This window comes from Luteipulveratus halotolerans (assembly GCF_001247745.1).
Taxonomy (GTDB): domain Bacteria; phylum Actinomycetota; class Actinomycetes; order Actinomycetales; family Dermatophilaceae; genus Luteipulveratus; species Luteipulveratus halotolerans.
Genome location: NZ_LAIR01000002.1, coordinates 1,519,015 through 1,532,091 on the forward strand (window position 1 = coordinate 1,519,015; position 13,077 = coordinate 1,532,091).

Sequence of the window (13,077 nt, forward strand, 5' to 3'; positions counted from 1 at the left end):
GTCCGGTGGTCGAACCGTGCCGTGGCAGCCGGGTCTGGTGCGCCTAGGGTTGCGCGTATGACCGTTCGCCGTGTGATGGGCATCGAGACCGAGTACGGCATCTCGGTGCCCGGCAACCCCGACGCCAACCCGATGGTGCTCAGCGGGAGGGTCGTGACGGCGTACGCCTCGCAGGTCGGCATGCGAGCCGCGCGGGCCGGTTGGGACTACGAGGACGAGTCCCCGTTGCACGACGCCCGCGGTTTCGACATCGACCGCAACCAGGCCGACGCCAGTCAGCTGACCGACGAGGATGACCCCACGCTCGCGAATGTGGTGCTCACCAACGGTGCTCGCCTGTACGTCGACCACGCTCATCCCGAGTACAGCTCACCCGAGATCACGACCCCGCGAGCGGCGATCACCTGGGACCGCGCCGGTGAGCTGGTGATGCGCGAGGCGGTCCGACTGCTCGCGATCCCCGGCAGCCCGGGCGTCAACCTCTACAAGAACAACACCGACGGCAAGGGCAGCTCCTACGGCACCCACGAGAACTACCTGATGAGTCGCGAGACGCCGTTCGGCGAGATCGTGCGTCACCTGGTGCCGTTCTTCACGGTGCGTCAGGTGATGTGCGGCTCGGGCCGGGTCGGCATCGGCACCGAGTCGACGCGCTCGGGGTTCCAGATCGCCCAGCGCTCGGACTTCTTCGAGGTCGAGGTCGGGCTCGAGACGACGCTGAAGCGGCCGATCGTCAACACCCGCGACGAACCTCACGCGGTCGCCGACCGCTACCGGCGGCTGCACGTGATCATCGGTGACGCCAACCACTGCGATGTCGCCAACCTGCTCAAGATGGGCACCACGAGCCTGGTGCTCGGCATGATCGAGGACGGCGCGCTCACCGACGACCTCACACTGGCGCAGCCGGTCACGACACTGCGCGACATCAGCCACGACACGACCCTGCAGACCCCGGTCAAGCTGCTCGACGGGCGCGTCATGACCTCCGTTCAGGTGCTCTGGCGCTACTACGAGATGTGCCAGGCCTGGCTCGAGCGCACCCACGGCGGGATGCCGGATGAGGACACCAAGGAGGTCATGACCCGCTGGGAGCAGGTCCTGACCGGCCTGGAGACCGACCCGATGAGCCTGCACCGTGAGCTCGACTGGGTGGCCAAGCTGCGCCTGCTGCGCAGCTACGCCGAGCGCGGCGGGCTGGACTGGAACGATCCCCGGCTGCGCGCGATCGACATCCAGTGGTCGGACGTCCGCGAGGACAAGGGGCTGTTCAACCGGCTGCTCGCCAAGGGCGCCGTCGAGCGTCTGATCGACGACGAGGCCGTACGCCGAGCCGTCACCGAGCCGCCGGAGGACACCCGGGCGTACTTCCGCGGCACCTGCCTCGCGCGCTTCCCCCAGGAGGTCGCTGCCGCGTCCTGGGACTCGATCATCTTCGACGTCGCAGGCCAGCCCAGCCTGCAGCGCGTGCCGATGCTCGAGCCCGAGCGCGGCACGCGAGCGACGGTCGGTGCGCTTCTCGAGGCGAGCTCGGACGCGGGTGATCTGCTGAGACGCCTGTCGCAGGGCGAGAGCGGCGCCTGATACGGATGGAGGTGCACGGGGTCCGACCTGGTCCTCGTGCCGCCAGCACCATCGAAGGGACCGCACACCATGCCTCTGCTGTCAGCCACGTCCAGCCGAACCACTCGTACCGGTCTGTCCGTCACCGGAGCCGGCCTGCTGCTCGTCGCGGCCGTCGGCTGCTCGTCCGACTCCGACGACGCGGCCGACAGCACGACTGCCTCCGCGGCGACCTCGGCGGCAGCATCCAGCTCGGCTGCCGGACCCACGACGGGCGGGTCGTCCGCGTCCGCGTCGTCACAGGCCCCGAGCTCGGCGGCCTCGACCAGTGAGGCACCCGCCGGCGGTCCGGTCGGAGCGGCGGTCAAGGACGACAACGGGCTGAAGAACCTCGCGACCAAGGCCGGGTGCACGTCGGCAGCGGTCAAGAAGCCCAAGCCGGGCACGCCGCTGACCGCAACGGTGGCCTCGGGTGTGGAGTGCTCCGACGCTGCGGGCAAGGACTTCATCATCATGCGGACGAAGCAGCCCGGCACGACCGAAGCCGTCGGCAAGGCGTTCCAGCAGCAGTCCTCGGCCGGCAAGCCTGCGTACCTGCACGGGGACGACTGGATCCTGCTCAAGGACGGCTCCGGTCCGCAGGGCCTGCCGCTCGCCAAGGACTACGAGCCCGTCAAGGCCAAGGTCGGCGGCACGATCGCGTCCTGACACGGCACGCCGGGGACCTGCCCCACGGCTTGCTCGTTAGGGTTGAAACCCGGAGCACCACAGAGAGGGAGCGGCACATGTCGACTCAAGACCACAAGAGCCCCCAGCGACGCAACGACGAGCCCGACGGGCCGGACGACGACGCCACTCCCGCGCCCGCCGGCGCCGCCACCAAGGAGGGCCTGGACGAGGACACCGACGGCGTCCTGGACGAGATCGACTCGGTCCTGGAGTCCAACGCCGAGGAGTTCGTCCGTGGGTTCGTGCAGAAGGGCGGCCAGTGAGCGCAGGTCCTGACGACGGCCGGCTGCCGGGCGCCTACCTCACGCCCGGCAGCGCGTCGTTCACCGAGTTCCTGGCCGGCCACGCGCCGCACCTCGTCCCGTCGGCGCGCACTCTCCCCGCTGGCATGACGCTCGACGCGCCGCACGGCACGACGATCGTGGCGGTGACCTACGACGGCGGCGTGCTGCTCGCGGGCGACCGACGCGCGACCATGGGCAACCTCATCGCCAACCGCGACATGCAGAAGGTGTTCGCGGCCGACGAGTACTCCGCGGTCGGCATCGCCGGCACGGCCGGCATCGCGATCGAGGTCGTCAAGCTGTTCCAGGTCGAGCTGGAGCACTACGAGAAGATCGAGGGTGCGCTGCTGTCCCTCGAGGGCAAGGCCAACCGGCTCGCCAGCATGATCCGGGGCAACCTCGGGATGGCGATGCAGGGCCTGTCCGTCGTACCCCTGTTCGCCGGATACGACCTCGCCACGGGTGCGGGTCGGATCTTCTCCTACGACGTGACGGGCGGCTGCTACGAGGAGCAGCAGCACCACAGCGTCGGCTCCGGTTCCTTGTTCGCGCGCGGCGCCCTCAAGAAGCTCTGGCGCCCAGGTCTGTCCGAGGGCGACGCCGTGCGCGCCGTCATCGAGGCGTTGTACGACGCGGCCGACGACGACTCGGCCACCGGCGGTCCCGACCTCGGGCGGCGCATCTGGCCGACCCTGGCCGTGCTCGACGAGTCCGGGGTCCGGTTCCTGGACGAGACCGAGCTCGAGCAGGTGGTCGAGTCCGTCGTGGCCGACCGTCGTGACAACCCCGGAGGTGCGCGATGACGATGCCGTTCTACGTCTCGCCCGAGCAGCTGATGAAGGACCGGGCCGACTACGCCCGCAAGGGCATCGCCCGAGGCCGGTCGGTCGTGGTCGTCGCCTACGACGGCGGCATCGCCTTCGTCGCCGAGAACACCTCGCGGGCGCTGCACAAGGTCTCCGAGATCTACGACCGCATCGCGTTCGCCGCGGTGGGCAAGTACAACGAGTACGAGAACCTGCGGGTGGCCGGTGTGCGGTACGCCGACCTGCGCGGTTACTCCTACGACCGCAGCGACGTGACCGCGCGTGGTCTGGCCAACGCCTACGCCCAGACGCTCGGTGCGGTGTTCACCCAGGAGCAGAAGCCGTACGAGGTCGAGATCGTCGTGGCGCAGGTCGGCTCGTCCGTCGAGGACGACCAGATCTACCGACTCACCTACGACGGCTCGGTCGCGTTCGAGTCCGGCTTCGTCGCGATGGGCGGCGCGGGCGAGCAGATCACCACGGCGCTGCAGGAGCGCTGGGAGCCCGGCCAGGACCTCGGCACCGTCCTGCGACTCGCCGTCGAGCTGCTGAGCGCCAATGGCGAGGACTCCTCCGGGCAGGCCCGCGAGCTCGGTCCTCAGCACCTCGAGGTCGCGGTGCTGGATCGTCAGCGTCCCCGACGGACGTTCCGGCGCGTCGGCGGTGCACTTCTGGAGGCGCTGCTCAGCCAGGACGACCCGACCAGTGACGTGCCGAGCTCGGACGACCCGACGCCCGGCAGCCACGAGGTGCTCACCGGCGAGCACAGCGATGCGGAGGCCGGTCAGCGGACGACCAATCCCCAGACGCAGCAGCCCGACTCGACATCCACCGAGGACGACGAGACGAGCTGAACCTCGTCGAGCCACATCCGCAACGCCGCTCCGGAATGCCCGGAGCGGCGTTGCTGTTGCCGGACGTGGGTCCCCGGGGTGCATCGAATTTCGAAGTGACGCTGTCAGTGCGTCGGGACATACTGACGGGCAGGTCGGGGCCAGATCGGGAGGGGACTCACAGCAGATGACTGCGCAGCCGGAGGAACGACGTACCCGAGATCAGGTGACCGTTCCCCGGCTCCGGCCGGAGCCGGCGCTGCTGCCGCACTCGGGGTCCACTCACCGCGCCGCGTCTCTGCTCCGTCTGCCGCGCTACCTGAAGCCCTACACCGCACGGTGGCTGACCATGGTCGTGTTCTCGGTGCTGGTGGTCGCCACGAGCATCCTGATCCCCTTGGTGACCCGGGCGGTCATCGACGGTCCGATCGCCGACCGTGACGAGCGCGGTCTCCTGCTCCTCGGCGGCCTCGCGCTCGCCCTCGGTGTGGTCGAGGCGGTCTTCTGGTTCATCCGGCGATGGGTCGTCGCACGCGCCACCCTCGGGGTCGAGGCCGACCTGCGCAAGGATCTCTACGCGCAGATGCAGCGCCTGCCGATGCGCTTCCACGGTGAGTGGCAGTCGGGTCAGCTGCTGTCACGGATCATGAACGACCTCAGCATGATCCGGCGGTTCCTCGGGTTCGGGCTGGTGTTCCTGATCCTCAACATGCTGCAGGTCGTGATCGTCACCGGACTGCTGCTGCTCATGTACTGGCCGCTCGGTCTGGTGGTGCTGCTGTCCGTCGTCCCCATCGTCATCACGGTCATGCGCAACGAGCAGGAGTACACCCGTCTGTCTCGTCTGGCGCAGGACCAGACCGGCGACGTCGCGTCTGTGGTCGAGGAGAGCGCTCACGGCCTGCGCGTCATCAAGGCCTTCGGACGCGACGAGTACGCCTTCGCCAAGTTCGACGAGCGCGCCTCGCAGCTGCTCGACACCGAGCTGGCCAAGGTCCGGCTGACCTCGCGCTTCTGGACGCTGCTCGAGGTCATCCCCAACGTCACGCTGATCATCGTGCTCGGCTTCGGTGCGGTCGCGGTCGGTCAGGGAGACGTCACGCTCGGCACGCTGGTCGCGTTCATCACGATGATGCTGTCGCTGGTCTGGCCGATCTCCTCCCTCGGCTTCCTGCTGTCCATGACCCAGGAGACGATGACGGCAGCCGATCGGGTGGTCCAGGTGTTCGACGAGCCGCGCACCATCGACGACGGCGACACCGAGCTGATCCGGCCACGCGGGCACCTGCGATTCGAGGGTGTCGGCTTCCGTTTTCCCGACGCCGAGCCGGACGGGCCGTGGACGCTGCGGGGTGTCGACCTGGACCTGCAGCCCGGCGAGACCGTCGCGCTGGTCGGCGCGACCGGCTCGGGCAAGTCGGTGCTCACCTCGCTCGTCCCACGGCTCTACGACGTCAGCGAGGGGCGCATCACCATCGACGGCGTCGACATCCGTGAGCTGACGCTTCCGTCCCTGCGCAGCACGGTGGCGACGGCGTTCGAGGACCCGACGTTGTTCTCGATGTCGGTCCGCGAGAACCTCATGCTCGGACGCCCCGACGCCACGGAGGCTGACGTCGAGCGCGCGATCGAGGTGGCGCAGGCGCACTTCGTGCACGAGCTGCCCTACGGGCTCGAGACACGAATCGGGGAGCAGGGCATGAGCCTGTCCGGCGGCCAGCGGCAGCGCCTGTCCTTGGCCCGGGCGGTTCTCGCCGAGCCGCGCGTCCTCGTCCTGGACGACACCCTGTCCGCGCTCGACGTGCACACCGAGGCGCTCGTCGAGGAGTCGTTGCGCAACGTGCTGCACGACGTGACCGGCATCGTCGTCGCCCACCGCGCCTCGACCGTCCTGATCGCCGACAAGGTCGCCCTGCTGGAGCACGGCACGATCACCCACGTCGGGACGCACGCCGACCTGCTGGCCACCGTGCCGTCCTACCGCTACCTCCTGGCTGCCGACGACCGCGACCTGCCCGACCCCGAGGAGGGCGCGGGCTGGCACGACCAGGTCGACGGCAACCCCCGCCTGGTCGAGGGGGCCGTCGACGACACCTGCCGTCACGACGAGCACGACGCCTGCTCCGACGCCGAGTCCGACCTCGAGGAGCTGAGCCGATGACCCAGACCACCGAGCGGGCCGACGAGGTCGACACCCCCGACGAGGACGACTGGCGGGGCCGGCTGGTCGACGCCCAGGACGACATCCCGGCCGAGGACGCCACGCCGATGCGCGCCGAGGCCAAGCGGCTCCTGGTCGACCTGCTGCGCCCGTACAAGCGCATGCTGCTCGCCCTCGTCGTCGTGGTCGTCATCGAGAACGCCGCGCGGCTGTCCGTGCCGCGCCTGGTGCAGATCGGCATCGACCACGGCGTCCCCCCGCTGCGCGACCGTTCCGACGGCCACAACCTGACGCTCGTGGTGATCGCGCTCGTCGTCGCCGTCACGATCCAGGCCGCGAGCCGGGTCCTGTTCCTACGCCAGTCCGGGCGCGTCGGCCAGCTCGTGCTCATCGAGGTCCGACGCCGGCTGTTCGAGCACTTCCAGCGACTCGACGTCGGCTTCCACGACCGCTACACCTCCGGCCGGGTCGTGAGCCGGTCGACCAACGACGTCGAGACCATCCAGGAGATGACCGACAGCGGATTCGACGGGCTCGTCACGGCTGTGCTGACGATGGTCGGCACCGCTGTCCTCCTGCTCACTCTCGACTGGCAGCTGGGTCTGGCCTGCCTGGTGGGCTTCCCGGTCCTGGCGCTGGTGGTCCGCTGGTTCAGCCGCGCATCGACGGCGACCTTCCGCACGGTGCGCGAGCACGCCGCCCTGGTGATCGTCCACTTCGTCGAGACGATGACGGGCATCAAGGCGGTCCAGGCCTATCGCCGCGAGCGCCGCAACCAGGACATCTTCGAGGACGTCGCCACCCGCTACCAGCACTCCAACGAGAAGGGCTTCCGGCTCTTCGCGATCTTCATGCCGTCGATCAAGCTCGTCGGCAACGTCACCACGGGTGTCGTGATCCTGTACGGCGGCTGGCGGGTCTTCCACGGCGAGATGACGATCGGCGTGCTGACCGCTTTCCTGCTCTACCTGCGGATGTTCTTCGAGCCGATGCAGGAGGTCAGCCAGTTCTACAACACCTTCCAGTCGGCGACCTCCGCGCTGGAGAAGATCGCCGGCGTCCTCGCCCAGGAGCCGGCCGTCGCCGACCCGTCCAAGCCGACACGGCTCACACGGTCCGAAGGGCACGTGCGCTTCGAGCACGTGGGCTTCTCCTACGTCCCCGGGCGACCCGTCGTACCCGACCTCGACCTGGACATCCCGGCCGGGCAGACGATCGCGCTGGTCGGCACCACGGGCGCCGGCAAGACCACGATCGCCAAGCTGATGGCCCGGTTCTACGACCCGACGTCCGGGCGCGTGACCCTCGACGGCGTCGACCTGCGCGACCTGACGCAGAGCAACCTGCGCCAGCACGTCGTCATGGTCACCCAGGAGAACGTCATGTTCGAGGGCACGGTCGCCGACAACATCCGGTTCGGGCGACCGGGCGCGAGCGACTCCGAGCTGCGCGCGGCGGCCGAGGGCGTCGGCGCGGACCGGTTCATCGAGGCGCTGCCGCAGGGCTACGACACCGACGTCGCCAAGCGTGGCGGGCGGCTGTCCGCGGGGCAGCGCCAGCTGATCGCCTTCGCGCGGGCGTTCCTCGCCGACCCCGACGTGCTGATCCTCGACGAGGCCACCTCGAGCCTGGACATCCCGAGCGAGCGGCTCGTACAGCGTGCGCTCGAGACCGTGCTCGCCGACCGCACCGCGCTGATCATCGCCCACCGGTTGTCCACGGTCGAGGTCGCCGACCGGGTGCTCGTCCTCGAGCACGGGCAGGTCCTCGAGGACGGGTCGCCGGCCGAGCTCATGCAGGCCGAGGGCGGGCGGTACGCCGCCCTGCACGACGCCTGGATCTCCTCGCTCGCCTGAGGCGCAGTCCTCAGGCGTCGGCGCGTCGCTGTCGGACGAGCTCGGCCTCCTCGGTCGGGGTGAGCCCGGCCTTGCGGCGGCGACCTGGCCCCTGCCGCAGCTCCCACTCCAGCCCGTCGCGCACGGTGTCGGCCAGTGGTCGGGTCGTGAGCCCCTGGGCCAGGGCCGCGTCGACGGACCGGCTCGAGAACCCCGCATACTCCGGCAGCGGCAACCACAACGGCAGCGACCGGTCACCGGCCCAGGGCTGCACACCGTGCTCGGTGAGCCAGTCCTGGTCGACCAGCACGACCGGGCCGGTGTGCCCGACCGTCTCGCGGACGGTCGCGATGTAGTCGGCGAAGGGGAGGGGCCGCCCCATCGCGTTGAACGTCCCGGTCACCCGGCCCTCGGCGGCGGCCACGAGCCAGCCGGCGAGGTCACGGCCGTCGATGACCTGCACCTGCAGATCCGGTGCGTCGAGGACGAGCACGCCGCCGTCCTCGGTGCTCGGGTGCGCGAAGCGCAGCGGCCAGTACCCCGTGCGGTCGCTGATGTCGTCGGGTCCCGCGATCAGTCCGCTCCGGGCGATGAACGCGCGGTCGGGCCCCACAGCCTCGAGCAGCAGCTGCTCGCACGCGACCTTGCCCTCGCCGTACTGCTCGGCGGTCCAGTCGTCTCCCTCGAGCGCCGGCAGCAGCGGGGCCGACTCGTCGGCGCCCGGCACGTCGTGGTCGGCGTACACCGAGCAGGTCGAGACGAAGACCCAGTGCGTGACGCGAGAACGCAGCTCCTTCAACGCGGTTCGCATGTGCAGCGGCAGCCGGGTCACGTCGACGACGGCGTCGAAGTCGCCGCTCAGGTCGGCGTAGCCCTCAGCCGTCGAGCGGTCTCCGCGTACGAACGTCGCGCCGGTCGGAGCCACGCCGGACTCGCCGCGCGCGAGCGCCACGACCTCATGGCCGCGGCCGAGGGCCTCGCGGACGACGTACGAGCCGAGCCAAGCCGTGCCACCGAGCACCAGAAGTCGCATGGCAGGAGCCGACCACACGTCGTACGCCGGCCGCAACCGTCTTCGCTCACGGCGAAGTGACCGGTCCCGCATGTCGGCCCGGTGTCGTCGTACGCGGCGCGGGCGCGACTAAGGTCGTGACATGGAGCGGCGCATCTTCGGCATCGAGAACGAGTACGGCGTCACGTGCACCTTCGACGGGCAGCGTCGGCTCACGCCTGACGAGGTCGCGCGCTACCTGTTCCGCAAGGTCGTCAGCTGGGGCCGATCGAGCAACGTCTTCCTCGGCAACGGTGCACGGCTCTACCTCGACGTCGGCAGCCACCCCGAGTACGCCACCGCCGAGTGCGACGACGTCCACCAGCTGGTCGTGCACGACAAGTCCGGCGAGCGCATCATCGAGGGTCTGGTCGAGGACGCCCAGGCACGGCTGCGCGACGAGGGCATCGAGGGCCAGATCTACGTCTTCAAGAACAACACCGACTCGGCCGGCAACTCCTACGGCTGTCATGAGAACTACCTGATCAGTCGGCAGGGTGAGTTCCAGCGGATCAGCGACATCCTGATCCCGTTCCTGGTGAGCCGTCAGATCACCTGCGGCGCGGGCAAGATCGCGATGCTCGGCCACACGCCGACGTACTGCGTCAGCCAGCGCGCCGACCACATCTGGGAGGGGGTCTCCAGCGCGACGACGCGTTCGCGCCCGATCATCAACACCCGCGACGAGCCGCACGCCGACGCCGAGCGCTACCGCCGCCTGCACGTCATCGTCGGCGACTCCAACATGAGCGAGACGACGACGCTGCTCAAGGTCGGCTCGGCCGACCTGGTGCTGCGGATGATCGAGGACGACGTCCCGATGCGCGACCTGTCGCTGGAGAACCCGATCCGCGCGATCCGCGAGATCAGCCACGACATCACCGGGCGCAAGCCGGTACGACTGGCCAACGGCCGTGAGCTGTCGGCGCTGCAGCTGCAGACCGAGTTCTTCGAGAAGGCCAGTGCTTACGTCGACGAGCACGGCCTCACCGACCCGATCACCAAGCGCACGATGGACCTGTGGCAGCGCACGCTGACCGCCATCGAGACCGACAACCTGGGCCTGGTCGACACCGAGATCGACTGGGTCATCAAGCACCGCCTGCTCGATGAGTACTCCGCCAAGCACGGTCTGGGCCTGGACGACGCCCGCATGCTCCAGCTCGACCTGGCCTATCACGACATCAACCGCAGGCGCGGGCTGTTCTACCTCCTGCAGAAGCGCGGACGCGCAGCGCGGGTGGCCACCGACGTGGAGATCTTCGAGGCCAAGACCTACCCGCCGCAGACGACCCGCGCCAAGCTGCGCGGCGACTTCATCCGCGCGGCCCAGGCCAAGCGCCGCGACTTCACCGTCGACTGGGTGCACCTGAAGCTCAACGACCAGGCGCAGCGCACCGTCCTGTGCAAGGACCCGTTCTCCTCGCACGACCAGCGGGTGCAGCGCCTCGTCGACGGGATGTAGCCCCGCCGTCTCGACTGAACACCCGTGTCCAGTGAACCTCCAGGTCGGGCGGGTTAGGGTGTGCTGTCCCGACATCCCCGACCTCGAGGGTTCCCTGTGCGCTCCACCCGTGTCCGGCTCATCGCAGCCGGCGTCCTTCCGCTCGCCCTCCTCACCGCGTGCGGCGATGACGACGGCTCCCAGGCCAGCAAGTCCTCCAGCTCGACCTCGGCCGCGAGCCCCCAGACGGTCGCGCCCGACAAGGTCGCCCCGATCAGCGCGGTGACGGTCAACAGCAGCAAGCCCAACGCTCCGACTGTGTCGCTGGCCAAGAAGCCGTTCAGCGTCAACACCACGACGACCAAGGTCACCAAGCCCGGCACCGGCAAGGCGATCGGAGCCAAGGACATCGCCTACGTCTCCTACGTCGCGGTCAACGGCACGAGCGGCAAGACGATCGAGTCGACGTTCGGCAAGCCGAGCGCGGCGTTCAACCTCGGTGACAAGCAGACGTTCCCCGGCCTGATGAAGGCTCTCAAGGGCCAGAAGGTCGGCAGTGAGCTGACTGTCGCCGTACCGCCAGCCGACGGTTTCGGCAGCCAGGGTGCCAAGGAGCTCGGCATCACGGCCAAGGACACGATGGTGTTCCACCTGAAGGTCAACGACACCTACCCGATGCTGACCGAGGTCAAGGGCACCCAGGCCAAGTCCGAGCCCGGTCTGCCCGAGGTCTCGGTGCCGGCCGGTCCGGTGCAGCAGGCCAAGCTGACCTTCGAGAAGGGTTCCACCGCGCCCAAGACCCTCAAGTCGCAGGTGCTCATCAAGGGCACCGGTCCCAAGGTCGTCGCGGGCCAGCAGCTGCTGTCCAACTACACCGGTCAAGTCTGGAACGGCAAGGTCTTCGACGCCGCGGCCAAGCAGGGCCAGCCGGTGCCCTTCCAGATCGGTGCCGGCCAGGTCATCGCCGGCTGGGACAAGGTGCTGGTGGGCCAGACCGTCGGCAGCCGCGTGCTGATCTCGGTGCCGCCGGCCGAGGGCTACGGCAAGACCGGCAAGAAGAACCAGGACGGTTCCTGGGCGATCAAGCCGACCGACACGATGGTGTTCGTGGTCGACATCCTCGCCGCGATGTGACCCTCTGACTTCTCTGATCCGCACGAACTCCTAGGAGCAGCAATGCCTTTCGACCCGAGCACGACCAAGCCCGAGATCGACTTCCCGGGTGACAACCCGCCCGCCGAGCTGGTCATCGAGGACATCACCGTCGGTGACGGCGCCGAGGCCAAGGCCGGCGACGCCATCAAGGCCCACTATGTCGGTGTCGCCTGGTCGACGGGCGAGGAGTTCGACGCCTCCTGGAACCGCGGTGCGCCGCTGGACTTCCAGGTCGGTGTCGGCCAGGTCATCCAGGGCTGGGACCAGGGCATCGTCGGCATGAAGGTCGGCGGCCGCCGCAAGCTGATCATCCCGCCGGCCCTCGGCTACGGCGACCAGGGCGCGGGCGGCGCCATCAAGGGCGGCGAGACGCTGATCTTCGTCGTCGATCTGGTGAGCGCCAACAAGCCGGGCGCCGGATCGGCGTTCGGTCTGCGCTGACACCGCAGAGTCCGCCACGCCACCCCTCGTCAGACCGGGGTGGGCGACCGTGAGTTGACGTCGATCAACCGCGCTGGCGCGATCACGATCAGGCACGGCGCTGATATGGTTCCTAGGTCGCCCAAGAATGGGCGGTGAGATTCGATATTCACTGGGGGATGGATACGAAGAAGCGAATTGTTGGCACCGTTTTGGGGATGGGCCTGGTCGCAGTCGCGCCAGCGAGTGCGGGTGCAGATGTGCACCCGGTGGAGGCAAGTTCCAGCTCAACCGTGGTCGCCAATGCACTTCCGCGCGCAGGAGTGATTCAGACAGTTGGTGACTATGTCCATGTGTCCCGATACAACGGGATCTACTATGCGTCGGCGCATGGGTGTTGGAAGAAATATTCAGGGCCCGGAACGACTGCACGGGTAACCGTGTGGCTGCAGAAGCGTGTGGGCAACGGGTGGGTGACGCGCAGCAAGCAAGCTAAGACCATCAAGCAGGGTTGCGGTTCGGTCGCCCGCACGAACGCAAAGGCGAACTGCGGCGGAATTGTGGCAAAGACGACATGGCGGACGATGGTTGACGTGGACATTATCGGCGTGGCGGACTCGCCAGAGGTTCTCATCACCAAGTCCCAAACTCTCTGGTGCAATCAGTAGATGCTCACGTTCTCCGTGGATGGTGTCCGGTGCACCGTCGAGCAGCGATCCGGAGACACGGCCGTGTATGACTACACCGTCGGGCTCGGAGGATTCTCAATCCGTCTGTCTAAGTCGGATTTCGTTAT

At 68.7% G+C, this 13,077-nt stretch carries 12 protein-coding genes; 11 read left to right on the top strand and 1 reads right to left on the bottom strand.

The genetic code is table 11. From position 1 onward, the window contains the following. Positions 1–57: 57 nt before the first annotated feature. The 7 genes from dop (at position 58) to VV01_RS07840 (ending at position 8,232) form a co-directional block, all read left to right on the top strand. Complete coding sequence (gene dop / locus VV01_RS07810; RefSeq protein WP_071606320.1) at positions 58–1,584, top strand: depupylase/deamidase Dop; 1,527 nt, start codon at positions 58–60, stop codon at positions 1,582–1,584. A gap of 69 nt (positions 1,585–1,653) precedes the next feature. Further along, the gene (locus VV01_RS07815) at positions 1,654–2,271 is read left to right on the top strand and encodes a hypothetical protein (protein WP_050669394.1); all 618 of its coding nucleotides are present in this window, start codon (positions 1,654–1,656) and stop codon (positions 2,269–2,271) included. Positions 2,272–2,348: 77 nt separating this feature from the next. Continuing rightward, complete coding sequence (locus tag VV01_RS07820; protein ID WP_050669395.1) at positions 2,349–2,555, top strand: ubiquitin-like protein Pup; 207 nt, start codon at positions 2,349–2,351, stop codon at positions 2,553–2,555. Then, positions 2,552–3,379 (top strand): proteasome subunit beta, encoded by an 828-nt coding sequence (gene prcB, locus VV01_RS07825; RefSeq protein WP_050669396.1) that lies wholly within the window; start codon positions 2,552–2,554, stop codon positions 3,377–3,379. Before VV01_RS07820 ends, prcB begins: the two co-directional genes overlap by 4 nt. Then, on the top strand, positions 3,376–4,236 hold the full coding sequence (prcA, locus tag VV01_RS07830) for a proteasome subunit alpha (protein WP_082220878.1): 861 nt from the start codon (positions 3,376–3,378) through the stop codon (positions 4,234–4,236). The genes prcB and prcA overlap by 4 nt, the downstream gene beginning before the upstream one ends. A 205-nt stretch (positions 4,237–4,441) precedes the next feature. Then, positions 4,442–6,376, top strand: coding sequence for an ABC transporter ATP-binding protein (locus VV01_RS07835; protein ID WP_050669397.1), 1,935 nt, complete (start codon positions 4,442–4,444; stop codon positions 6,374–6,376). Further along, positions 6,373–8,232 (top strand): ABC transporter ATP-binding protein, encoded by a 1,860-nt coding sequence (locus VV01_RS07840; RefSeq protein WP_050669398.1) that lies wholly within the window; start codon positions 6,373–6,375, stop codon positions 8,230–8,232. Before VV01_RS07835 ends, VV01_RS07840 begins: the two co-directional genes overlap by 4 nt. A gap of 10 nt (positions 8,233–8,242) precedes the next feature. On the opposite strand, the gene VV01_RS07845 is transcribed toward VV01_RS07840, so the two are convergent. Continuing rightward, positions 8,243–9,244, bottom strand: a complete 1,002-nt coding sequence (locus VV01_RS07845; RefSeq protein WP_050669399.1) for an NAD-dependent epimerase/dehydratase family protein — start codon at positions 9,242–9,244, stop codon at positions 8,243–8,245. Positions 9,245–9,365: 121 nt separating this feature from the next. Here VV01_RS07845 and pafA point away from each other — a divergent pair, with 121 nt between their 5' ends. From pafA to VV01_RS23280, 4 genes are all read left to right on the top strand, one after another. Next, positions 9,366–10,727 (top strand): Pup--protein ligase, encoded by a 1,362-nt coding sequence (gene pafA / locus VV01_RS07850; protein ID WP_050669400.1) that lies wholly within the window; start codon positions 9,366–9,368, stop codon positions 10,725–10,727. A 96-nt stretch (positions 10,728–10,823) separates the two neighbouring features. Further along, complete coding sequence (locus VV01_RS07855) at positions 10,824–11,840, top strand: FKBP-type peptidyl-prolyl cis-trans isomerase (RefSeq protein WP_050669401.1); 1,017 nt, start codon at positions 10,824–10,826, stop codon at positions 11,838–11,840. Positions 11,841–11,882: 42 nt separating this feature from the next. Continuing rightward, positions 11,883–12,302: an FKBP-type peptidyl-prolyl cis-trans isomerase gene (locus VV01_RS07860; protein WP_050669402.1), complete on the top strand. Its 420-nt coding sequence runs from the start codon at positions 11,883–11,885 to the stop codon at positions 12,300–12,302. 158 nt (positions 12,303–12,460) lie between these two features. Further along, the gene (locus VV01_RS23280; protein WP_157508775.1) at positions 12,461–12,949 is read left to right on the top strand and encodes a hypothetical protein; all 489 of its coding nucleotides are present in this window, start codon (positions 12,461–12,463) and stop codon (positions 12,947–12,949) included. The last annotated feature ends 128 nt before the right edge of the window (positions 12,950–13,077 follow it).

Coding starts and splice junctions, on each gene's coding strand:
- dop (WP_071606320.1), top strand. CDS start 58: ATGACCGTTCGCCGTGTGATGGGCATCGAGACCGAGTACGGCATCTCG.
- VV01_RS07815 (WP_050669394.1), top strand. CDS start 1,654: ATGCCTCTGCTGTCAGCCACGTCCAGCCGAACCACTCGTACCGGTCTG.
- VV01_RS07820 (WP_050669395.1), top strand. CDS start 2,349: ATGTCGACTCAAGACCACAAGAGCCCCCAGCGACGCAACGACGAGCCC.
- prcA (WP_082220878.1), top strand. CDS start 3,376: ATGACGATGCCGTTCTACGTCTCGCCCGAGCAGCTGATGAAGGACCGG.
- VV01_RS07840 (WP_050669398.1), top strand. CDS start 6,373: ATGACCCAGACCACCGAGCGGGCCGACGAGGTCGACACCCCCGACGAG.
- VV01_RS07845 (WP_050669399.1), bottom strand. CDS start 9,244: ATGCGACTTCTGGTGCTCGGTGGCACGGCTTGGCTCGGCTCGTACGTC.
- pafA (WP_050669400.1), top strand. CDS start 9,366: ATGGAGCGGCGCATCTTCGGCATCGAGAACGAGTACGGCGTCACGTGC.
- VV01_RS07860 (WP_050669402.1), top strand. CDS start 11,883: ATGCCTTTCGACCCGAGCACGACCAAGCCCGAGATCGACTTCCCGGGT.
- VV01_RS23280 (WP_157508775.1), top strand. CDS start 12,461: ATGGATACGAAGAAGCGAATTGTTGGCACCGTTTTGGGGATGGGCCTG.